Below are 22,865 nucleotides of genomic sequence, written 5' to 3' on the forward strand. Positions count from 1 at the left end.
CGGGTGATTCTTGGCGAAACTCTTCTCGGCCGCAATTTTGCGCCGGGCCAAGCGGGCCTGCCAGCGTTTCTTCATCTTTTCCACGTGGTAGTAATAGGACGTTTTGGAAATATTGATAAACTTTTTGCCGGTATTCAAAATGGCCATATCTTTGATGCCCAGATCAATGCCCAGGCCTAACTCGGTCTCCGTGTGTGCGACTGGCTGGGTTGGTGCCGGCTCATCAGTAGCCACCACCACCCAATAGTCATTCGCCCAGCGGCTGACCCAGCAGCCAGTGATGTGATACCCGATTTTTTGAAGCCGGTCATCAGTGGGCAAATAACCAAATTCAGAAAGCCGCAGCCAACCAATCAGTGGTAATCTGATACGGTCGCGCTGAACGCGGATCGCACCGCTGAAATAAGCCACTTGGCGGGCATGATAGCCCTTGAAGCGCGGCTCTTCCGCTAAGCCCTTGAAATAGTTCTGGAAAGCTCGTTCGGCATCGCGAAAGGCTTGCTTTCGAGTCTTTTGCGGGGCTTGATCCCACCAGGCGGGGTAAGAACCGCTGACCCGGATAACGTGATTGAACACTTTTTCAAATTCCGCTGCAGAGATGTAAAACTGGTTCCGTGTTTCTTTAGGCAGCTCTTTGAACGCCTCGTAGTCTGGATAAAGCCGCTTGCGCGTCTCCAGCAAGCCAAACTGCACGCTGCGATAAAGATTGTACAGTTTGCGTTTTACGGCCATGCACAGGACCAAGAAATCATTCTGGGCATCATTGGCCACGTGGAGTTTAGTCTTATAACTGCGGGTCATGGTCTCTGTCCTCCTGATCAGCTACTCGAATGTTGTCATCAGCAGTGGGAAACGTATGTTCCTGATAAAGCAATTTTATCAAAGTTGTTACCAATCGACAATACTTTAGTTGTCAGCTGAAAAGCAGAGATATCCCCTGTAGGACAGTATTTGCCATTGCGGGCGAACAGAAAAGTGTCAAATACTGAAGATTATTGATTGACCACTTCACCAACAGAAGAGCCGTTTAACACCGAATAGACTCGAACAATACCATATTTGGCAACTGTTAATAACCCCATGGCAAGGGAACGCTTTCTTGCTATAATATAGCCAAGTTCACTAGGTTATTGGATGAATGAGAGGAGTGAATGATGGTGTTCGATATATATGGCCACCGCGGCTATCCGGTGCGGTTTCCAGAGAATTCGATGGCCAGTTTCAACTATACGATCCAGCACGGCGCCGACGGGATTGAAACGGATGTCCAGCAAACGATCGACGGCGCGCTGGTGATCATGCACGATGAATTGATTGACCGGACGACCAACGGGAACGGCTGGATCAAGGATATGACCCTGGCCGAACTGCACCAGTATCAGTTGGTGAATGGTGAACAGGTGCCGCTGCTGGCAGATGTTTTGGATCTGCTAGCGCCCACGGGAATCCAACTGAACCTGGAGTTCAAAACCAGCAAAGTGCACTATCCCGGTATTGAAGCCGCGGTGCACCAACTGGTGATGGCCAAAAAGATGGCCGGTCGGACGGTATATTCCTCGTTTGATGCCGATACTTTGCGCCGGCTGCACACCGTGGCTCCCCACCAGCCGCTGGCCCTGCTGACGACGAAGACTGGGGAGATTCCCAAGTTTGACGCCCTCAGACCGATTCTGAGCGCGTTACACGTGGAACATTATCAGCCGCAGATCGACTTTCCTCAGCGCTTATGGACCGTGGATGATCCACTGGAGATCCGGTCAGCGATGGGTGATACCAATGTGGTCGGCATTATTACAGACGATTTTGAACGCGCCATGCAGATTCGTCAGAGCCGGCTGGCGATGCGGGCGTAATACAGAAAGGTGAGTGAGGCGATGATCGACTTTTTAGTGGATATCGTGGGTGAATTTTTTGGTGACGTGATCAAAGATGTGATCGTTGACTATGTCAAAGATGAGTGTAAACCCCGCTGGCGCCGGTTCCTGGTATTGACGCCACTGTATCTTGTCGGCGGGGCGATTATTTGGTACGGCAGCCGCTGGTGGCAGCGCGATACTTGGCTGACCGTGCTGTCTATTGGGTTGGCGGCGATCTTCTTGGTGCCCGGGGTGTATTTAACCCGATATATTGTACGCCCGCAAAAGTAATAGTTTTTCCAACGGGATTGGAACAGAACTCCATTTTTAAGCGTGTTTAGTGCTAATGTGCAGCAACCGGAGCATTGGCACGGCGTATCAGAAGGGGTTCCGGTTTTTTTGTCGAACAAAATAATAGCGTTTTCAAAAATAGTAGCCTATCATAAGGATAGTCATCGGTACAGGTACTGATGACCAAGCATCGAAGCCCTTGGGGGCGGGTTTCGCCGCATAATTATGGGAAAACTTGGTAATGGCCTAGACCACATTGGATGATTACTGCCGTCTCGGATATTTTTGTACCGTCATTGATGTCATGACCGGCGCGCTAAAACCGGTTTGAGGGGGAGCTGCAACATGGTCATTAAACTGGCACATTTAAGTAAACACTACGGGGATACCCCTGTCTTGGAAGATATTGACGCCACGATTGAAGAAGGCGAATTCTATGTTCTAGTCGGCCCGTCTGGATCTGGCAAGAGTACGATTTTACGGATTATTGCCGGACTCATTCCCGCTTCCGGCGGCGACATTTATTTTAATGATAAAAAGGTGACCGAGGCCGCCCCCAAGGACCGGCACCTGGCGATGGTCTTTCAGAACTATGCCCTGCTGCCATTCATGTCGGTGGCCGAGAATATCCGCTTCGGACTGCATAATCTGCATTTGAGCGAAGCAGAAGAAAACGATCGGGTCGCCGATGCCTTGAAAATGGTGCACCTGACCGAATTGGCCGACCGCAAGCCCAAAGAGCTTTCCGGCGGCCAGCAGCAGCGGGTCGCCGTCGCCCGCGCGATTGCCACCAAGGCTAACCTGGTCTTGATGGACGAACCGCTGTCCAACCTGGATGCCCAACTGCGTAACGAAATGCGGGAAGAACTCGTTGAACTGCACAAGGAATTGAAGATGACTTTGATCTATGTCACCCACGACCAGACCGAGGCCATGACCATGGGTGAGCGGATCATGGTGCTGAACGATCACAAAGTCCAGCAGGTTGGGACGCCGCTGGATCTGTATAATCATCCCCGCAACGAATTCGTGGCCACCTTTATCGGCTCGCCGAAGATGAACATGTTCACCGTGGCAGTGGATGAATTGGGGAAAACGGCCACGTTAGTCATGACTGATGAAGACCAGCGGCCAGCGGTGATCCCGCTGCCGGAACCATTACCCGCCGGCACCTACCGGTTAGGTGTGCGCCCGGAAAAAATCAAATTGTCGCTGACCTCGACCAGCGCGTACGATGTGCCCGTCCAAGTCGTGAACGTCGCCAGTCTCGGCCGGGCCAGCAATGTGACGCTGCGCAACCACGATATTGAATTCATTGCTGATGTGGCGGAACAGTTCCCGGAGGATGCCCAAGCCGCGTTCGTTACTTTCCCGACAGAGGCGGCCGATTTGCATTTCTTCGCGCCGGATACCGGGTTGGCCGTCGCTAGCCCGGAAGAGAAAGCGGGGGTTAGCCATGGAGTTGCATAATCAGCCGACCGAAGCCCAGACGCCGGTAGAGATGCCAGAAATCAAAGTGAAACGCCGGCATTGATTCAAAAGCGCGCTCTGGTTCCTCGTACCGTCCTTGGTGATCATGGCGGTCTTCACTTATTATCCGATGATTATGACGGTCATCAACAGTCTGTTTGCCACGAACTTGACGGGGAAAGCCGCCAACTTTGTGGGCGTGGGCAACTACGTCACGATTTTCTCTGATCCATTGTTCTTCAAAAGTTTGGGCAATACCTTTATTTTTGTGGCCGTGACCAGTGTGAGCACGATTGCCCTGGCGCTGATCCTGGCCCGGTTGGCCACCCAACGGCTGCGGGGCGCGGGGTTCTTCCGTACCGCCTTTGCCTCCACCATGGGCGTCTCCGCCGCGGCAGCTTCGATTTTGTGGCTGTTCCTGTTTAACCCCTCGGTGGGGTTGATCAGTATTTTGCTGAAAATGATCGGGTTTGCCCAGGTCAACGTGCTGACTAATCCCACTGGGGCGATGATCGCAGTGATTTTGTCCAGTGTCTGGATGGGCAGCGGCTTTGCCTTTCTCAATTTGCTGGGGGCCCTGCAATCGGTTCCCCAAGATTATTATGACGTCGCGTCGCTGGCGGGCTGGTCGAATTGGCGGCAGACGTGGAAGATCACGATTCCCATGGTCAGTCCGACGCTATTCTTCCTGATCGTCGTGGAGGTGATCGGGGCGTTCAAGACCTTTACCCAGATTGACCTGATCACTGGCGGCGGTCCGGATAACACCACCAATTTCATTGCCTATAAAGTCTATCAGGATGCCTTCAATTACCGGAATATCGGGATCGCCAGCGCGGAGGCCATTGTCTTGACAGTGATCATTGCCCTCGCCACGTGGGTGCAATTCCGCTTCACTGAGAGGAAGGTGTATTATCAATGACTCGGGTGAAACGTTCTGTTCATTATATGCTGCTGATCTTGATTGCCCTGCTGATGATGGCCCCGTTGCTGCTGGGAATTTGGGCGAGCCTGCTGCCGACGACGGACATTGTGGCTGGCCACTTTACCTCGTTGAATATCTCCCTGACCAACTACGTCAACGCCATCAAGACGACGCCGGTGGTGCTCTACATGTGGAACTCGCTGGTGATGAGTACCCTGATCATGCTGGGTCAATTCGTCTTTTGTACCCTGGCGGCCTATGCCTTCGCCTTTCTCCAATTCCGCTTCAAGAACGGGCTGTTCTTCGCCTTCTTGATCACGATGATGCTGCCGTTTGAAGCCCAGATCATTCCGAACTTCCAGACGGTACGGGCGCTGGGATGGCTGGATTCTTATCCAGGTTTGACGATCCCGTTCTTCACCTCGGCCTTCGGGGTGTTCATGCTGCGCCAAGCCTTTCTCCAAGTGCCCAATGAATTGAAGGAATACAGCGACCTGATTGGCTTGGGCCGGTTACAATTCCTGTGGCGCATCGTACTGCCCTATTCCCGCAGCACGCTGATCACCTTCGGCCTGTACACTTTTCTAACGCACTGGAATCAGTACCTGTGGCCGCTGATCACGACGTTCTCCGACGCTCACCGGCCGACTCAGGTCGGGTTGAAGCAGCTGCAAGCCGAAGACACCTTCAGCAACTGGGGCGTGATCATGGCCACCGCGATTCTGGTCCTGCTGCCCACGCTGCTGATCCTGATCGTCGGTCAGCGCTACTTCCGTAAGGGTCTGAATGCGGGAGGTGTGAAGGGATGAGAAAGCTGAATAAATGGCTGATCGCCGCAGCCAGTGCGCTGGCGCTGCTGGTAATCGGCAACACCGCCGTCCACCAATGGGCACCCAGCCATACCGTTGCCACCCCCGGGGGCCGCACCGTGGTCACCCTGTGGCACGCGATGAACGGGCCCAACGGCAAGACGTTGGAAGCCATGGTAGCGCGGTTCAATAAGAGCCAGCAGAAATATTGGGTCGAACCAGTGTATGAAGGGGGCTACTCCCTGACCCAATCAAAGTATATCAACACCTTGCACAGCAACGTGTCCCCGGCCATGGTCCAAATCGACCAAGGCAACGGCGCCGCCACGGTGGGCATCAATAACTACACACCAGTCCAAAAGTTCATCGACAAGGAGCACTATGACACCAGCCAGATTTATACCAATGTATTGAGTGCCTACACGCTGCGCGGTCAATTGCTGTCCGTGCCGTTTAACTCCTCGTCTGCGGTATTGTATTACAATCAGGATCTTTTCAAAAAATACAAGATCCCTAATCTGCCCCAGTCGCCCACGTATTCCGAAGTGGCCAACGCGGCGAAATTGCTGACCCAGCGCGCCGGGGACAAATTGAAGGGCGTCACGCTCCAGATCTATGACTGGCTGCCGGATTCACTGGTGGCCAACCAGAACGGCACCCTGGTCAACAACGGCAACGGTCGGGACAAAGTCGCGACGAAAGCCAACGTCAACACGCCGGAAATGCGCCGAGTCTTCACCTGGGTCCAGGGGATGATCAAGGATGGGTCCTTCCAGAACTACGGCACCGGATCCGGTGCGTCGGCGAACCAAATGGCCGGCTTTCTATCTCAAAAACTCGGCATCTTCATGCAGAGTTCAGCAGCGATGGGCACCATCGCCAAGTCGGCAAAATTCAAGTTCGGCGTGACCTTCATGCCCCATCCGGATAACATACCGGCCAACGGTGTGGCAGTCGGCGGGGCCAGTTTCTGGATCACCAAGGACAAACCCGCTGACGTGCAGCAGGGGGCGTGGGAATTCGCTAAATTCGCCATCTCCGCTAAGGAACAGGCTGCCTGGCAGGCGGCGACCGGTTACATCGCGGTGAATAAGAATGCCTTGAAAGAACCCGTACTGAAGCAAGCCGTGGCCAAGAATCCCGGTCTGCTGGTCCCGATCCAGCAACTCCAAGCTGCTAAGACCAACGCTGCCACCGCGGGGCCGTTCTACGCTAATCTGAACGAAGCCGCCCAGTATATCCAAGTGGCCATGCAGCAGATTTACGCAGGGCGGGACATCACGGCTGCATTAGCTGAAGCCCAACGGAAAACGGACCAAGCAATCCAAGCAACCAACGCGGTGGACTATGAGTTGTTGAATTTTGACCATATTGGTCAGTGAGGTGAGCAGTTATCCCCAGATTTGTGAATCCTTGGGAAATATTTCCCAGAAAGTGACGGCATTTTCGCCAGCACTTTCTGGGTATTTTTATCCCCCGGGTCTCGTGAAACATACGTGTTATTCGTGAAACAAGGCCCCATTTCAACGAATTGGGCGCGAACGTTCGTTTATAACGAATTAATGCCGTCAACTTTTTGTAAATGTTAAGGTTTGGCAATGTCAAGGGGCAACGGGCTGGTGGATAGTTGATTGGTCACCCTGTGGATAAGTATGTGGATTGTGTGTATAACTTGGTTTTTGGACGTGTTGAGAAAGTTATCCCCAGTGTGGATAACTTGGTGATAACTGTGGAAAACATTTGTTCGAAATCTCGTGAAACATACGGGCGCAAGCGGTGTGGAACGTTGACGAAAATCTGAATCGAACATTTTTTGGTGTGTGGAAAGCCGTCATAAAAAATAATTGGCTCAATTTTCCCCAGTGCATATCTGGTGGGCATCAATCTGTTCGCCCCCAGATATGGTAACGGCTCAAAAACTTATCCACAGAAGCGGGGGATAACTCACTTTGAACTGTGGACAACGATGGCTTATGATGGATTGCGAACCCTTTTAGAAATGGAGAATCGCACTGTGAATTATACGCAACAGTTGGAATTAATTTTGCGCCTGCTCGTGGCGAGCCTCTGCGGCTTCGCCATTGGCTATGAACGGACTAACCGATTGAAGGAAGCGGGCATCCGGACCCACATGATCGTGGCGGTGGGCTCGGCCCTGGTCATGATCGTGTCCAAGTACGGCTTCTTTGATGTGATGCGGCTGAACAACGTAACGTTGGATCCATCCCGGATCGCCGCCCAAATCGTCACCGGTATCGGCTTTTTGGGCGCCGGTACGATCCTGGTGCGGCGCAGCGGCATTAATGGTCTGACCACCGCCGCGGGCCTGTGGGCCACGGCGGCCGTCGGGATGGCCGTGGGCGCCAAGCTCTACATTGTTGGGGTGGCGACTACGGCAATCGTATTGCTGATTCAAATCGTTTTGCATCAGCACCTGCCCTTCTTACCCAAGATGGATACTCAGCACGTGACCATTGTCATGGATCAAAATCAGGATGAAATCAATGCGCTGCGGACCCAATTGCGCAAACTCAATATTCACGTCACGAATGTGGATATGGAACGCAAGCCGGAGAAGCAGGAAGTCAAATTGAACCTGTGGTTGGAAACCGCTGAACCGGCGAATATCGACCGCTTTTTGACGGTCTTCGCCGAGCGGCCGGGGATCAAATCGCTACAGTATTAGATTACGCAAAAACTCTCCCGTCGGTGAATGACGGGAGAGTTTTTTTTAATAGGTCGTGATGTCTAAATGATTGTTCACGTAAATTGCCATATACACTTGAGATTGCTCGACGTTTTGGGCCTGCAATTGAGTTGTCAGCCAATCTTCATCCCGATGGAGAATATCCAGCGCATCTTCATCGATTTGACCGTCTAGAATCACCGGAAATAGGCTGCCTCATCATCTTGCAGGGTGACAGTCAGGGTGCCGTTGGTTTCCAGCACCGCCCGTTTCACGTGGCGCAGGTCGCTGGCCCCATGCTGGCGCAGCTGGAAGGCCAGCTCTTGGGCCGAGATCCCCGCCCGGGTGGCAAAGTCGGTATCGATCTTACCGTTATGCACGATGGTGTGAGGCTGCCCAACTAATACCTGACGAGCAATGCTGTTGTGATTTGCCAGGAAGCGAGCACCGAAGACGATGATGCTCCAAAGCAGCAAAACGATGAAGAATTGCAACGTCGTAATGGCGGGATTGTAAAGGATACCGCCAATGATCCCCCCAAGGACGAAGTTTTGCAGCTGGTCAATGGCGTTAGACGGGGCCAGGTTCCCCCGTCCAGCTAAGCCAATTTGTAAAACGAATGCTGCAAAACCCAGAGCGAGTTTAATGAATAGGGCAAAATAATCAATAGTCATCTGCGATTACTCCTTTATTAATTGGACTTTGTGGTTCAGCAGCGTGGTTTTCGTCAGCGCATATGTGGTGATCGCCGTGTCGTTGTTGAAGGTGACCTGGTAGTAGGCGCTGCCCACCTTGAGCACTAGTCCCGCCCCCAGGTAGGTCTGGTTCGCCGCAATCTGGCTGGGCGCAACGTCTTTTTTTCGCGCCACGTCGCGCATAAATTGGCGCATAATCAGTGAATTGCTGTTGCCGCTATTGGTTAGTTGATAATTCTGCTGAATGTCGCTGATTTGAATGGCGACGGCCAGCCCGGCAACCAGCAGTGAAAGGACCAGCAGGTCGCGGTTCCGGGCGTTGTTGCGATGGCGCAGGTAGTTCAGCAGCAGACCCATGGTGATCAAAATTACTACCCCGGTGATGCCGTAGCGCAGCCAGTCGAATTGGTTGCTGGTGTGGTTGCCGAAGTAGGTGTATGTCCACATTTGTGTCATTTTTTATTCCCCCATATGTTGATAAGATTATTGTCGTTGAAGTTGAGGGAGAGTGCAAACAGTAACTGCTAAGTAAAATGCATGCGTTTTCTAAAAATCGTGGTATAGTATTGGTGAGAGTGTTGTTTATTTTTGAACAAAGCATCCATTTTTTTGAATATAGAAACAAGTATGGTGGCCATTTCAGTGGGGAGGTTAAGGCCATGATGCGACGGGGAAAAGTTACATATTTCGTTATTTTGACACTGATTTTAGGCATTTTCGGATTGGCTGGTCTAGGTTCTGCGCAAGGGGCAGCGGATGCTGATTTAGGGACCAGTCAGGCAGGCACTACCCAAGACTATCCAGCCTGGGTGCGCCAGGCTGTCAGCGGCACTGCTTACACGGCCGCTGATTTTGTGCACCTGCCGTTTGCTCGGCAGTTGGCAATCATCAAGGCGGTGCATCCAGAAATGGACACGGCACATTTAAGCCAAGCGGCGTCCGCCACCGCTGTTTTGGGCAACCAGCAGGTACAGACCGTGACCACCCCGGCGACGCCGGCGTTGGCCGCAGTCCCGCAGGCTGATCCGGTGGCGTTTGGCCAGACGTATTTGGATATTGCACCTTCGGATATGGGGAAGGCGTTTGCATATTTTAATTCAGGGTCCCTGACGCAGACGTTTCCCGATGGCGTGGCCTTTGACGGGGCCGCACCTGGGGGACTCATGACGCCAGCGATGATCAGTGCGCGATTTGGCAGTATTACGAGTCCTGCGAAAACAATTGATCCAGGCAGTTTTACGGCGGCTGAATTAGCGAATTTGAAGACGACCGATTTTGTGGTAGTGAATGCAGCAACGGATTTACCTGCCACCGCGTATAAAATTACTTATAGTAACGGCGGTCGAACCACGCCACCCAATTTAATGGTGACCGTCAACAATCCTGCGACGCTGCCTTATGCTGGAAAAAAGATTGTGTTGCAGGTCAACAAGAATAATAAGGCCTTGCAGATTACGTTTAATCTCTGGCGCCCGGATATTTCCCGGGTCCATGCGGAGCTGCCTCTAGGGAATAACCTCACACTACAATATATGTTTGGTGCCTATTGGGCGGATGCAACGCCATCCCACGCCATTTTTGACACCTCGAGAATGAACGGTAATCCAATCGACGTGCCCAACTTCAATATCCTCCAAACCGATCCAAAAAATCCAACGGCTGCACCGACGCGGGTGTATTCTCTTTATGAGCCAATCTCAGCACCGGCACAAGTCACTGATTTTGCGGGCTTAAGCACGTCTCAGGGATTGGCCGTCGGGTTTAGCAAGGGACCAGTGTTACCGTGGAGCGTAAATAGTGCTACTGGCCCAGGCATGGAGTCGATACCTACAGATCGTTTTTATCCGCTTGCTCAGTTCGATGACATTAAGCATATCCACATGTATCGGGATAGCACCAATCAAGCAGTTATCCATCTGGATTACGATGGGTACATCACCAATCCTTTTTATTTACAAACGCTGGGGGTGACGAAAGGCATTGTTTTACGTGTCCATAGCCAACTGCAGCCTAGTCCAGATGGACGTCAAATGTCGATGGGTGAACGTGTCACGAATATCAGCGGACAGGATCTCACTGGTCTTTATTTTGGCCGTCAATTTGATACTCGCATGGGGCCGGTGGGCAATCAATTGGACAACGTGCCATTATTTTATGCAGCGCGGGCAACGGACGGTCCGCGCGAAGGGCATCCGCAAGGGATCTATTTCCGCTCCCCTTCGTTGACTTCCCCTTATACGATGCAATTTAACTTCAACAATATCGCTGGTCCCGATAGTTGGAGTGGGACCCATTGGCTGTCGACATATCAGCCGATTGTGACGCATCAGGTGACATCAACGGGAGCGTATGACTTGAACGCCACTATCAATGACTTGGTAACTGCCAATGGCTTCAATATGTATGAAGCGGTCTACGCGCGGGACAAGGACTACCTACCCCAGGGATATCCTGTTTTTAATGGACCAGAGGGTAAAGGCAACGCTGGGAATATGACGGCCCAACCCAATGATGTCATATTTGGCACCGGTCAAGGGGGGACGACTACAGCTGGCCCACCGCCGGACGACACGGCAATCATCATGAAGTGGTCGCCCAGTCAAGTGGGTTCTTTCAAAGATGGTGACTCCTTCGACATGTCCTTTAACTCAAGTATTAATATGGGGACCGCGCCGGTGGTCCGGGCCGACGATACTTACCTGCATGTGCCCCCAACGGCAACAACGGTGGCCATACCGGGCGGGGTCTTCGACCTGAATAGTAACCGGGCCGCGGTGTATTACCAAATCGACGGCACGCCGGTGACTACGGCGAACGCGGGGGACATTGCCAACAAGAAGACGTTGTACACTGCCCAATACACCCCAGCTCCGCCCCACAGCGACTACTTGAATTTTGCGGGCCAAATTACCGCTGCGGCGGATCTGCAGACATTGACCGACGGCAAAGTCCATACGGTTTATCTCTATGCCATCGACACGCCGGACAGCACGAGCACGGTTCCTGATCCGTACAAACAGGATATTGCCCTGACGTCGAATGTGGTCCAAGTGGCCGTGAATCAGCCGGCCCAAGTACACATCAATTTGGTGGATGAAAACGGGGCAGCACTGGCTGATCCGGTGGTGAAGCAAGGGGTCATGCCGGAACCGTATAACTTCAATGATTTCAGTATCGGCAGTCAGAGCTTTCTGACCACTGCGGCCACCGATTTACAAGGCCATGCGCCCCTGGCGCTGACGAAGGGCACGACCAAATATGATTTGGATCGTACCAAGCTGCCCAGCAATGGCCAGGGCCGGTTGAATCCGGTGAGCGGCGTTTTGAATCTGACTTACTACTACAAGGTCCATCCCGCGACGGGCGGCTATCTCGGCTTGACTGTGCCGACAGTGGATTTTGGCCAGCAGCTGATCATGGCAGCCCCCGGGGATTATCCCATTGCTAAGCTCACCAGCAGCCTCGTGGTCACAAATCAGAATCCGACGAACAAGACCTTCCAGCTTGCAGCCCAGGCAACCAAACCGTTGACCAACGCCGCCGGTCAGGAACTGACCGGGGCGCTGGGGTATGAACTTAGCGACGGGACGATCGTTGAATTGAGCAGCGATACGGTGGTATACACCAATACGAATGCGACCACCAGCCAGACCAGCTTCAATGTGTCCGATGGCTGGTGGAAAGCCAACAGTCCCCAAACCGGGGAGAATCAGATCAGCGGCCCGCGGTTGCGCATCACTGATGCCAACCGCCCGGCTATTAAGGCCGGTAAGTATACCGGGGAAATTACCTGGACAGTGACGAACGGCTTGTAGGATCGTCAAGTCAAACCAGAAGCGCGACCAAATGGCCGCGCTTTTTATGTTGCCGGCGGGGTTCACTGCAAGTCAATAAGTGGGATAAAAAGTGGGATAAATTGTTATGGAATAACGAGTGCTGATGATATAATAATATTGAAAGTGTGAAAAATAATATTTACTTTATGACAGGCATGATTACTAATGCGCGGGGGGTTAAGCATCATGTTTCAGCGGGAGAGGACACGCTTGCGAGGGCGCCTATGGTGGGGATTGGCCCTGACTTTAGTGTTATTTTTGGTAAGTGCCTTTGGCGGCGGCAGAGTGATAGCAGCCGGGGCAGCGGCGTATCCAGCGTGGGTGCGGCAGGCTGTGGTGGGGACGGCGTATACGGCGGATGAGTTTGTTGGGCTGCCGTTTGAGCAGCAATTACATATCGTACAGACGCTGCATCCGGAAATTGACTCGTCAGCGCTAACAGTTTCGGCGACAGCACTGAAGGCTGATACGCCAGTTCAAGGTATTGCAGCTAACTTGGCGGTCACTCCGCTGGCCGCGGGCAATACGTTACTGGATATTGCGCCTTCAGATACCGGTAAGTCATTTGCTTATTTCAATATTGGTAACCAATCAACACAGTCGATACCGAGCGGGGTGGCCTTTGATGGTGCGGCCCCAGGGGGATCGATACCGGTAATTGTTGGCGGCATAGTAACTAATCTGCGCAATCTGACCAGTACTGCCAAGATGATTGATCCAGGCAGTTTGACAGCCGCTGATTTTACCAGTCTCCGAGCCTCTGATTTTCATTTGAATACGACTGCTTCTGATCTTGGTTCGGGAGACTTCACGTTGACTTACGGCGCCGCCGGTAGTACGCCGCCTAACGTGACCATTATTGTCAGGAAACCCGCAAGTCTGCCTTATGATGGCAAAAAGCTCGTTTTTAATGTAACGAAAAACAATCGCAGCACCCAAGTGACCTTCAATTTATGGCGACCGGATATTACCCGTGCTTCGGCCCGATTGCCCCTTGGCAATAATCTCACTTTACGTTACATGTTCGGGTCGTATCAGGCAGCCCAGGCGGCATCGCATAATAACTACGATTTGACCCAAACCAATAATTACATCGATACGCCTAACTACAACATTATTCAGACAGACCCCCAAACTCAGGTCGAGACAACGATTTATTCCTTGTATGAATCCACGTCATCGCTGACAAGCGGCCAAGACGGTCCAACCGATTTCACCCACTTGTTTACGTCACGCGGGTTAGGTGTGGGCTTCAAGGGGGTGCCATTGCTGAATACAGGAACACTGGGGGATAATATTTCGCCGGTGATCCAATTCGACGACATCAAGCATATCCACATGTATGCCGACAGTACGAACGCTAAGATTATTCATTTAGATTACGACGGCTACATAACGAATCCGTATTACTTGCAACTCTTGCGGATTACAAATGGGTCGATTGCTTTGCACGTCCGGACTCAATTAGAACCAAGCACTGATAACCGGACGATGGCTTTGAATCAGCAGGTCACTAATATCAGCGGGCAAGACCTGACAGGAATTTTCTTTAGCCGCCAACTCGATGTGCGGATCGGACCGAAACTCAAGCCGCAGGATAACGTACCACCGTATTATGGGGCATTGGCGCAAAGTGGACCGCGGCAAGGGAAACCCCAGGGCATCTATTTCCGTTCGCCGACATTGGCATCACCTTATACGATGCAGTTCAACTTTAACAGTATCCACAGTCCCGACAGTTGGCGCGGAACAAACTGGATCGAGCGATACCAGGGTAACGGTACGGATGGTTTTGGCCGTACGGCGCAGTCATACATTGACGACTACGTGACGGATACGGGAAATAATAAGTTGCGGGCACAAAGTGATGACAATAAGAAAAACTTCCCCAATGGTTTTCCGGTGTTTCAAGGTCCAGAGGGTAAAGGTAACGCGGGCGTCGCGGATGCCAAGCCCGATCAATTGCTTTTTGGCGAGGATGCCACCAACAGTTCGTCAATTGTTAAAGATTCAGGCATTCTGATGAAATGGTCGCCCAGCCAAGTCGGTTCCTTTAAAGACGGGGACACTTTCGAAATGGGCTATAACGCAGGGGCCAACACGGGCAGTGCCCCCGTGCTGCGCGCAAATCAGACCTTTCTGCACATCCCGAACACGGCCAAAACCGTGGCGACCCCGGGTAGTGTCTTTGACTTGAACAGTAACCAAGCAACTGTCTATTATCAAGTCGATGGCGAGCCGGTGACGAGCAGTAACGCGCTGGCCATTGCCAATAAGAAGACATTATTTGCGGCCAAATATCCGACTGATCCGCCCCATGATACGTATTTGCAATTTGCTGGAGATATTAGTGATCCTGCTGACGTGCAGACACTAACTGATGGGAAAGAACATACCATTTACCTCTATGCCATCGACACACCAGACAGCTCGGTGCCGGATCCTATAAACAGGACAGCCAATTAATCTCAAACGTGATTCAAATTGCTGTGAATCGGCCAGCGACGGTCAATATTCACCTGTTGGACGCGGCTGGTGCGGCGTTAACGCCGACGCAAGCCGATGGCAGTGCGATTGCTAACCCGGTGGTTAAGAACGGAGTCATGCCGGATCCGTATAACTTCAACGACTTTGCCATCGGCAGTACCAGCATTCTCGCTACCCCGGCGACGACCCTGCAGGGCCATCCGCCCCTGACGCTGACCAGTGCCGGGCAGCAGTATGAACTGGATCAGACGCGGCTGCCTAGCAATGGTCAGGGCACCTTGACCCCGGCCAGCGGGACGCTGGATCTGAACTATTACTATAAGAAACATAGCGATACGGGCGGGTTGCTGAAGTTAACGGTGCCCACGATCGACTTTGGTCAGCAGCCGTTGAATCTGGGAATTGGAAGTTATCCGATTTCTTCCTTAACCGGCAGTCTCGTGGTGACGAACCAGAATACGACGAATAAGAGTTTCCAGCTGTCGGCGCAGGCGACGACGCCGCTGACGAATGCGGCGGGGCAAACGCTGCCGGGGGCGCTGGGGTATCAGCTCAGTGGCACCACGGTGGCGGATCTCAGTGACCTAGTGATTATATATGCCAATACCAATGCGGCAGCGTCAGACACGACGTTCAATATTTCTAATGGCTGGTGGCAAGCCAGCAAGCCGCAGACTGGCGATTATCAAATTGGCGGGCCGCGGTTGCAGATTAATGCGGTGAACAAGCCGGCCATCAGTGCGGGTAAGTACACCGGCGTGATTACGTGGACGGTGACGAACGGGTTATAATAAGCAGTACGGGAAGCTTGGCGGATGGCGTCAAGCTTCTTTTTATGGAGATATGCACAACAAGTGGCCTGCAAGGAGCTGCTGTAATGGTTTCCATGAAGTGACTAAAAAGGTCTTGCTTTTTCCCTGAAAACGCTATATGATCTTTGGTGAAACGTTTCGATTAATCAAAAAGAAACAATTCATAGGAGGATAATCGCATGGTCAGCAAGAACGTCCAGGATTTAATGGAGAAAATGACAATTCAAGAAAAGATTGGTCAATTAATACAATTAAGTGCCGATTTTTTTCAAGGCGATAATGTGGCAATTACCGGTCCTTTAAAGGAGGCCCACCTTGGCGAAGCCGCGTTGTATAGTGCCGGCTCCGTACTCGGTATTTCCGGTGCTCAAACTGTTCGCAAGGTACAAAAAAATTATCTTAAGCACAGTCGGCTGGGTATTCCGCTCCTCTTTATGGCTGATGTCGTTCACGGTTACAAGACCATTTTCCCGATCCCGTTGGCCCTTGGCGCCAGCTTTGATCCGCAGGTCATGAAGACTGCTTCGGCCACGGCTGCTAAGGAATCAGCCGCTGGCGGTGTCCATGTTACTTTTGCACCAATGGTTGACCTGGTACGTGACCCACGCTGGGGGCGGGTGATGGAATCCACTGGGGAAGATCCTTATCTGAATTCGGTAATGGCTAAGGCAGCCGTTACCGGGTTCCAGGGGACACTGCCCCTTGATCAGAACCATATTGCCGCGTGTGTTAAACACTTTGCCGCTTATGGTGCGCCAGAAGCTGGTCGGGAATATAACACAGTTGATATTTCTGAATGGCGGTTCCGCGAACAATATTTGTCTGCTTATGCGGCAGCGATTGAAGCACAGGCACTCCTGGTTATGACATCATTTAATACACTTTTCGGGGTTCCGGCTACGGTCAATCAGCATCTGATGCGGGATATTCTTCGAGACGAATTACAGTTTCATGGTGTGCTCATCTCAGACTGGGACGCCATTGGTGAGATTATCCATCATGGCGTGGCAGGAGATTTGCAACACGCTGCCGACCTCGCGTTAAAGGCTGGAGTTGATATCGATATGATGTCCTTTGCCTATGCCAAGTACTTAGCAAAGGCTGCCTCACTGGATCCGCAAATCGAACAACTGATCAATGAATCCGCTCAACGTATTCTTATTCTGAAAGAACAATTAGGGCTATTCACCGATCCCTACCGTGGTTTAAGCACTGAACGAGAGACAGAAGCAACGCTAACTACTGAAAATCTCGACGCTGCTCAGGCAGCGGCCGAACAATCAATGGTTCTGTTAAAAAATAGCCACCATACATTACCACTCAATACCGCCACCGCCATTAGTTTGGTGGGGCCCGTTGCCGATACTGGTGATATCCTTGGCAGTTGGTCCTGGCAAGGCGATCCGGATCAAACCGAAACGATTGCGGACGCTTTGGCTAAGCAATTCAGCAACTTCACTGTGATGCCGGGGACACAATACCATCACGTGCAATTCAGCAAATTGAACGACGCTGTGAACGCTAGCCGTCAGCAAGAAACAATCGTTGCTGTATTGGGCTTGCCTGCTAGCGAAAGTGGTGAGGCAACCAGTATGACGGATATCACATTACCTGCTGAACAGCTTACACTGTTACGTGGGCTAGCCCAGTTGAACAAACCACTGGTCACCATCGTGATTACCGGCCGACCGTTAGATCTCACTGAGGTCGACGCACTCTCTGACGCCGTATTATTGGCCTGGTTTCCAGGCAGTCGGGGCGGAGCAGCCATCGCTAATGTACTCAGCGGCCGGGTTGACCCGAGCGGCCGCCTGCCGATGACTTTCCCACGCAACATTGGGCAAGTACCAATTTATTATAATGCCTATAATACTGGCCGTCCGATTTCCGGTACACCAGCTGATGATGAGAACAAATATTTATCGAAGTACATTGATGTGGCTAATTCTCCATTGTATCCGTTCGGTTTTGGCCTGAGTTATGGTGATTTCACCATAACCGATTGGACGCTGTCTCAGCACAATGTAACTCCTGATCAACCGTTGACGATTCAGGCCACGATTCACAATTCTGCCGATCATGCTGGTACGACCGTGGTGCAGCTTTACACCCACCAGCAAGTCGGTGAGACAGTGCAGCCAGTCAAACAATTACAAGCGTTTAAGAAAGTCAGCCTGGGAGCGGATCAAACTCAAACAATTACGTTAACAGTTCCTTACGACCAGCTCAGCACCATCCATTCCGATCTGCATCGATCAACTGACCAAGGGGATTACACCGTAATGCTCGGATTCGACTCCACCTGTACGGCCAGTCAGCCCTTTACCGTGGCACATCAATAAATTCAGGAGGCAGTTATATGCACCAACTCAAAAGTGATCATATTACGATTAATTTACTTGACAACGGCGCCATCGGCACGATCATGGCCGACAATGTTATGGTCAATCAAGTCGCCGGGAATGCGCTGGATGGCAGTATGGCTAATATTTATCTGCGTGTCCAAACGGCTGGCCAGTATCGTTACACACCCTTGATTGGGCCGGCGAGTTCTAGCCGTTTGTCTCTAACTAAGAATGGTGCTCGGTGGCAGGGGCGTTTTGCTGACATTGATTATGACTTAACTCTGCTGTTAGGCAGTACAAATTGGTTTTGGCACGTTGCTCTTCGCAGCGCCCAGCCGGTCGAGGCTGATTTAACTTATGTTCAGGACTTGGGGTTGGGTGAACCGGGATTCGTGAATAGTAACGAAGCCTATGTTTCCCAATATCTGGATCAGCACCCGTTCACCAACGATAGTCATATCACCATCGCTGCACGTCAGAATCAGCCTCAAGCAGGTCAATACCCATACCTGCAGCAAGGGGCATTGACTGCCCTTGCTGGCTATGCCACCGATGGATTCCAATTCTTCGGCACTGACTACAAGAGTACTGACGAACCTAGTGCAATGAATCAAGCAGATTTGCCCAGTCAGGTACTGCAGTATGAATGTGCTCTCACTGCTTTACGAACTGTCCCCTTGACGGCCGCAGACGGCGACACCGCAGTGACCTTCTACGCGGCATTTAAACCGAACCAACCCAATGGCAATCTGGAAGAGCTTATTGCGGATGCGGAAATTCAAACAGACTTTGCTGCGCTATCGGCTGCTGCTGCAACCTGGCAGTCTGTTTCTCTGCCAGAGGCAAACCAATCCTTGGGCCGACCATTAACGGGAACTTCCTTGACGGAGACCCAACTCAACGTATTGTTCCCGCAACAGCGGCAAGTAGAACGGGATCAAACCGGACAGGTATTATCCTTCTTCACTCCTGACGACACTCACGTTGTGTTGCCAGAAAAAGAAAACCAACAGGAACGCTTAACAGGGAATATTATCATGGCCGAACGCACCATGACGCCTACCCAACCTGTTTTGGCAGCCACGCAATTCATGCCGGGTGTTTTTGAATCCCATGTGGTCTTTGGTAATACCAATATGAACATTATGATTACCAATACCCGCAGCGCGTTGAACTGGTTCAAGGTCACGGGGACCCGTATTTATGTGAGACCAGCAGGCGATGCACACTATCATTTGCTCACCATGCCATCTGCCTATGCCATGACTTTCAATGGTGGTGACTGGTATTACCAATTGGCCGGAGACACGTTGAAAATCAGCGATGATGCGAGCAGTACAGAGCAGCAAGTGACGCTTCGTTTTGCTTCCTTAAAGCATAAACGATACGATGTCTGGGTCGCTTCTCAGTGGGATACGGCTACTTTGGGCGAGAAACCACTCTTGGATATCACAGACAACGCAATTTCACTTTCACCAGAAACCGATACGGCTATGGCAAAAGTCGATCCCGATCGTGCTTACAGTATCCAGTATGCGCATAATGCCCAAGCATTCAATATTGGTCGGGAAGAGGTTATTTTAGCTCACACCACTAATGATCCAACGCATCAATTGGTGGCAGTGTTCGATTCGGTCAGTCAATTCAGTATTGTGACGCAAACGAACACTGTTCAAAGGGCTGACTCTGAGCCGATTACGACTAGCCGCGAACAACATCGGGACTATCTGGAAGCGCTATTGCGGCACTTCCAAGTCACCACAGAAAATTCTGCTAAGCAGGATATAGCAGAACAGACGAATCTTGTCTTACGGTGGTATGCCCACGATGCGCTGGTGCACATGCTCTCACCCCATGGATTAGAGCAATACGGTGGCGCCGCTTGGGGTACGCGGGATGTTTCCCAAGGCCCGACTGAATTATTTTTGTCGACAGGTCATTATGATGTTGTTCGGCAGATCATTCTTCATCTTTACAGCCATCAGTTCAGCGAAAACGGTAATTGGCCGCAGTGGTTCATGTATGACGAATATGCAGGATCATTTGCTGACGAAAGCCACGGTGATGTGATTGTTTGGCCGCTCAAAGTGGTTACTGATTATCTGCTGGCGACCAAAGATACCGATATTTTGAGCGAAGTATTGCCATATATGTCCCTTAAAGAGCACAAAATGATCACTAAGTCCGAAAGCTTGCTGGACCATATTAAACGCCAACTGGCGTACATCACAAGCCATTTTCTGTACGACACCAAAGTCTCTGCTTACGGTGACGGCGATTGGGATGATACTCTGCAACCAGCCGACGCTAGCCAGAAGAAAGAAATGGCCAGTACATGGACAGAAGAACTAACTATTGAAACATTGCGCCATGCGGCTCAAGCTTTTGCCAGTATTCCGGATTTTGCTCAGAGCCTACAGACACTGGCCGATGAGATGATGGCGGATTTCAAACGCTACTTCATGCAGGACAATGTATTACCTGGGTTCATTAAAATGGATGCTGACCATCATGTCACACCTATCATTCACCCGAATGACGGTTTGACGGGTATTGATTATCGACTGCTGCCATTATCGCAAGGTGTATTGAGTCATATTCTTGATCCGCAGCAATCCAAGCATGCATTACGGCTTATCACGCAACACCTGTTGTTCCCTGACGGGGTCCGCTTAATGAATAAGCCTTCTACCTACCGCGGCGGTGTTTCCCACATCTTCAAGCGGGCGGAACAAGCAGCTAACTTTGGTCGGGAAATTGGATTACTGTATGTCCACGCCCATATTCGGTATGCGGATGCTGTCGCACAAATGGGTGATCAAGCAGAAGCTTGGCGATTACTGCAACTGGTGAACCCGATTAATATTCAATCGCGGGTCAGCAACGCGGCATTACGTCAGGCTAATGTATACTTCTCTAGCTCCGACGCGGCCTTCCCTGATCGGTACGCTGCTCAGGAACACTTTGAGGATGTCCGCGATCAATCTGTCGCAGTGAAGGGAGGATGGCGATTATACAGCAGCGGCCCGGGAATCTACATTGCTACACTGCTGAAGAGTGTGTTTGATCTGGCTGGCAAAGAAACGTTTAACTCGTCGTTTTCGTTACCTTTCGATGCGGATTACCATGTCTCCGTAACGGCATAAACTATTCTGGAATGCGGCTGGTGCAGTACCACATGCCGTCATAATAGGCTTTCTGAGAGCTTGAAAAAAATCGCAAAAAATAGTTGTAACCGGTTCCGATTCGTGTATAATCATAGTCGTAGAAACGTTTCGATTACGAATTCCAAAAATGGAGGAATTAACGATGAAGTTAGCGAAATGGTTGGGGATTTCTGTAGCCGCTGCGGCAGCCGCCCTGCTTCTGGTAGGCTGCGGTAATAGCAGCAGCTCGTCAGGCTCGAACACGAACAACAAGACGATCACTTTCTGGTACGGCGGTGATGCGGATACCGCAGTGAAACCAATGGTGGACGCCTTCACTAAAAAGACGGGAATCAAAGTTAAGATTCAAAGTATTCCGTGGTCTCAATACAACGATAAATTATTAACGGCAGCCGCTTCTAAATCCGGTCCCGATCTGATATTGATGGGTACCACCGGGATGGCTAATTATGTTAGCTCAAAAAGTTTGATGGATATCTCCAAAGAAGTGAAGAGCGATAAAAATATCAGCCCCAACAACTATTTTGAAGGATCTGTCAAAACAACCGAGTTTAATGGTAAATATTACGCCGTTCCATGGTATGTGGAAACACGCGTGCTATACTACCGGAAAGATTTATTGAAACAGGTTGGCTATAACGAAGCACCTAAGACCTGGGACCAACTATATGATGCTGCCACAAAGCTGTCTAAGCGCGGTAAGAACATGTACGGCTTTAACGTTGATTTCTCTGAACCAACCTTTGGTTTTATGTTTGCTCGGCAAAATGGTGCGACTTTGATTAAAGGCAAGACGCCGCAATTCAACAAGAAGCCAATGGTTGAAGCACTGGATTACTTGGCCAAGTTTTATAAGAATGGTGCCTCTCCCAAACAAGATCTGAAATTGACAATTGGCCAGTCCTTTGGCGGTAAAGCACCAATTCCAATGTTTATATCCGGTCCATGGATGATGAACAGTGTGAAACAAGATGCCGGCTTGAAAGACGATCAATGGGGTGTAGCTGTGCTGCCAAAAGGAAAAGACAATAACATGTCTAACACTGGCGGTGGTAACCTGGCGGTCTTCAATTACAGCAAGAATAAGTCTGCAGCTTTGAAGTTGTTGAAGTATCTGTCGACTAAGGACAGTCAATTACAGTACTACAAGAACAGCGACTCTATGCCTACTCTGAAGTCTGCGTGGACTGATAAATCCTTGAGCGACTCCCGTATCCAAGTATTCCGTAAGCAACTGAACGATTCCGAACCAATGCCTTTAATCAAACAATGGGACCAAATCGGTCAAAACTATTTGAAGGCTTGGGAACCCGTCGCCATGCAAGGGGCTAGCGTTCAAAAAGCGATGGATCAATTGAATTCTCAAACCGAGCAATTGTTGAATAAATAAGTTGCTCACCGGGAGCGGTACTGACTCACTATAATCGCGGCACGTGATGTATCGCGTTGTATTGCCCCGAGAATTCCACTGTGTATTCTCGGGGTA

General features: G+C 51.1%; 16 protein-coding genes and 1 pseudogene. 13 read left to right on the forward strand and 4 right to left on the reverse strand.

From position 1 onward, the window contains the following. Positions 1-801, reverse strand: an 801-nt coding sequence (locus H627_RS0111500) for a hypothetical protein (RefSeq protein WP_027829077.1), incomplete at its 3' end; no start/stop codon positions are given. A 353-nt stretch (positions 802-1,154) separates the two neighbouring features. On the opposite strand from H627_RS0111500, the gene H627_RS0111505 reads away from it, so the two are divergent. The 7 genes and pseudogenes from H627_RS0111505 (at position 1,155) to H627_RS0111535 (ending at position 8,037) form a co-directional block, all read left to right on the forward strand. Beyond that, a complete protein-coding gene (locus H627_RS0111505; protein WP_027829078.1) occupies positions 1,155-1,853 on the forward strand; it encodes a glycerophosphodiester phosphodiesterase family protein in 699 nt (232 codons plus the stop codon). A gap of 21 nt (positions 1,854-1,874) precedes the next feature. Next, positions 1,875-2,147 (forward strand): hypothetical protein, encoded by a 273-nt coding sequence (locus tag H627_RS0111510; protein WP_027829079.1) that lies wholly within the window; start codon positions 1,875-1,877, stop codon positions 2,145-2,147. Between the two features lie 345 nt (positions 2,148-2,492). Continuing rightward, complete coding sequence (locus H627_RS0111515) at positions 2,493-3,617, forward strand: ABC transporter ATP-binding protein (RefSeq protein WP_027829080.1); 1,125 nt, start codon at positions 2,493-2,495, stop codon at positions 3,615-3,617. 67 nt (positions 3,618-3,684) lie between these two features. Further along, positions 3,685-4,539: pseudogene (locus tag H627_RS18095) on the forward strand (carbohydrate ABC transporter permease); the annotation flags it as partial. Then, positions 4,536-5,351 (forward strand): carbohydrate ABC transporter permease, encoded by an 816-nt coding sequence (locus tag H627_RS0111525; protein ID WP_027829081.1) that lies wholly within the window; start codon positions 4,536-4,538, stop codon positions 5,349-5,351. The pseudogene H627_RS18095 and the gene H627_RS0111525, both read left to right, overlap by 4 nt. Next, positions 5,348-6,733: an ABC transporter substrate-binding protein gene (locus tag H627_RS0111530; RefSeq protein WP_027829082.1), complete on the forward strand. Its 1,386-nt coding sequence runs from the start codon at positions 5,348-5,350 to the stop codon at positions 6,731-6,733. The genes H627_RS0111525 and H627_RS0111530 overlap by 4 nt, the downstream gene beginning before the upstream one ends. 617 nt (positions 6,734-7,350) lie before the next feature. Then, on the forward strand, positions 7,351-8,037 hold the full coding sequence (locus H627_RS0111535; protein ID WP_035440836.1) for an MgtC/SapB family protein: 687 nt from the start codon (positions 7,351-7,353) through the stop codon (positions 8,035-8,037). Between the two features lie 45 nt (positions 8,038-8,082). Here the strand turns inward: H627_RS0111535 and H627_RS20695 are convergent, their stop codons facing one another. The 3 genes from H627_RS20695 to H627_RS0111545 are packed head-to-tail and all read right to left on the reverse strand — an operon-like array spanning position 8,083 to position 9,188. Beyond that, positions 8,083-8,238, reverse strand: a complete 156-nt coding sequence (locus H627_RS20695; RefSeq protein ID WP_258457769.1) for a YetF domain-containing protein — start codon at positions 8,236-8,238, stop codon at positions 8,083-8,085. After that, positions 8,235-8,711 (reverse strand): DUF421 domain-containing protein, encoded by a 477-nt coding sequence (locus H627_RS18100; protein WP_258457770.1) that lies wholly within the window; start codon positions 8,709-8,711, stop codon positions 8,235-8,237. Before H627_RS18100 ends, H627_RS20695 begins: the two co-directional genes overlap by 4 nt. Positions 8,712-8,717: 6 nt before the next feature. After that, positions 8,718-9,188 carry a DUF3290 family protein gene (locus H627_RS0111545; protein WP_027829084.1) on the reverse strand — a complete coding sequence of 157 codons (471 nt, stop codon included), beginning with the start codon at positions 9,186-9,188 and terminating at the stop codon, positions 8,718-8,720. A gap of 203 nt (positions 9,189-9,391) precedes the next feature. Here H627_RS0111545 and H627_RS0111550 point away from each other — a divergent pair, with 203 nt between their 5' ends. The 6 genes from H627_RS0111550 (at position 9,392) to H627_RS0111575 (ending at position 22,769) form a co-directional block, all read left to right on the forward strand. Next, positions 9,392-12,547: a hypothetical protein gene (locus H627_RS0111550; RefSeq protein ID WP_027829085.1), complete on the forward strand. Its 3,156-nt coding sequence runs from the start codon at positions 9,392-9,394 to the stop codon at positions 12,545-12,547. Between the two features lie 306 nt (positions 12,548-12,853). Continuing rightward, entirely contained in the window at positions 12,854-15,034 is a 2,181-nt protein-coding gene (locus H627_RS0111555) for a hypothetical protein (RefSeq protein ID WP_152319381.1), read from the forward strand. Positions 15,035-15,042: 8 nt separating this feature from the next. After that, positions 15,043-15,846 (forward strand): hypothetical protein, encoded by an 804-nt coding sequence (locus H627_RS0111560; protein WP_027829087.1) that lies wholly within the window; start codon positions 15,043-15,045, stop codon positions 15,844-15,846. 200 nt (positions 15,847-16,046) lie between these two features. Then, entirely contained in the window at positions 16,047-18,209 is a 2,163-nt protein-coding gene (locus tag H627_RS0111565) for a glycoside hydrolase family 3 N-terminal domain-containing protein (RefSeq protein ID WP_027829088.1), read from the forward strand. Between the two features lie 17 nt (positions 18,210-18,226). Continuing rightward, positions 18,227-21,358 (forward strand): GH36-type glycosyl hydrolase domain-containing protein, encoded by a 3,132-nt coding sequence (locus tag H627_RS18105; protein WP_051225388.1) that lies wholly within the window; start codon positions 18,227-18,229, stop codon positions 21,356-21,358. A gap of 163 nt (positions 21,359-21,521) precedes the next feature. Then, positions 21,522-22,769, forward strand: coding sequence for a sugar ABC transporter substrate-binding protein (locus H627_RS0111575; RefSeq protein ID WP_027829089.1), 1,248 nt, complete (start codon positions 21,522-21,524; stop codon positions 22,767-22,769). The last annotated feature ends 96 nt before the right edge of the window (positions 22,770-22,865 follow it).

It is taken from the genome of Schleiferilactobacillus harbinensis DSM 16991 (genome assembly GCF_000425885.1).
Taxonomy (GTDB): domain Bacteria; phylum Bacillota; class Bacilli; order Lactobacillales; family Lactobacillaceae; genus Schleiferilactobacillus; species Schleiferilactobacillus harbinensis.

What these genes read in the sequence shown, in the direction of transcription:
- H627_RS0111515 (WP_027829080.1), top strand. Translation starts at nt 2,493, where the DNA reads ATGGTCATTAAACTGGCACATTTAAGTAAACACTACGGGGATACCCCT.
- H627_RS0111535 (WP_035440836.1), top strand. Translation starts at nt 7,351, where the DNA reads ATGGAGAATCGCACTGTGAATTATACGCAACAGTTGGAATTAATTTTG.
- H627_RS0111565 (WP_027829088.1), top strand. Translation starts at nt 16,047, where the DNA reads ATGGTCAGCAAGAACGTCCAGGATTTAATGGAGAAAATGACAATTCAA.
- H627_RS0111510 (WP_027829079.1), top strand. Translation starts at nt 1,875, where the DNA reads ATGATCGACTTTTTAGTGGATATCGTGGGTGAATTTTTTGGTGACGTG.
- H627_RS0111505 (WP_027829078.1), top strand. Translation starts at nt 1,155, where the DNA reads ATGGTGTTCGATATATATGGCCACCGCGGCTATCCGGTGCGGTTTCCA.
- H627_RS0111530 (WP_027829082.1), top strand. Translation starts at nt 5,348, where the DNA reads ATGAGAAAGCTGAATAAATGGCTGATCGCCGCAGCCAGTGCGCTGGCG.
- H627_RS0111545 (WP_027829084.1), bottom strand. Translation starts at nt 9,188, where the DNA reads ATGACACAAATGTGGACATACACCTACTTCGGCAACCACACCAGCAAC.
- H627_RS18100 (WP_258457770.1), bottom strand. Translation starts at nt 8,711, where the DNA reads ATGACTATTGATTATTTTGCCCTATTCATTAAACTCGCTCTGGGTTTT.
- H627_RS18105 (WP_051225388.1), top strand. Translation starts at nt 18,227, where the DNA reads ATGCACCAACTCAAAAGTGATCATATTACGATTAATTTACTTGACAAC.
- H627_RS0111525 (WP_027829081.1), top strand. Translation starts at nt 4,536, where the DNA reads ATGACTCGGGTGAAACGTTCTGTTCATTATATGCTGCTGATCTTGATT.
- H627_RS0111550 (WP_027829085.1), top strand. Translation starts at nt 9,392, where the DNA reads ATGATGCGACGGGGAAAAGTTACATATTTCGTTATTTTGACACTGATT.
- H627_RS0111575 (WP_027829089.1), top strand. Translation starts at nt 21,522, where the DNA reads ATGAAGTTAGCGAAATGGTTGGGGATTTCTGTAGCCGCTGCGGCAGCC.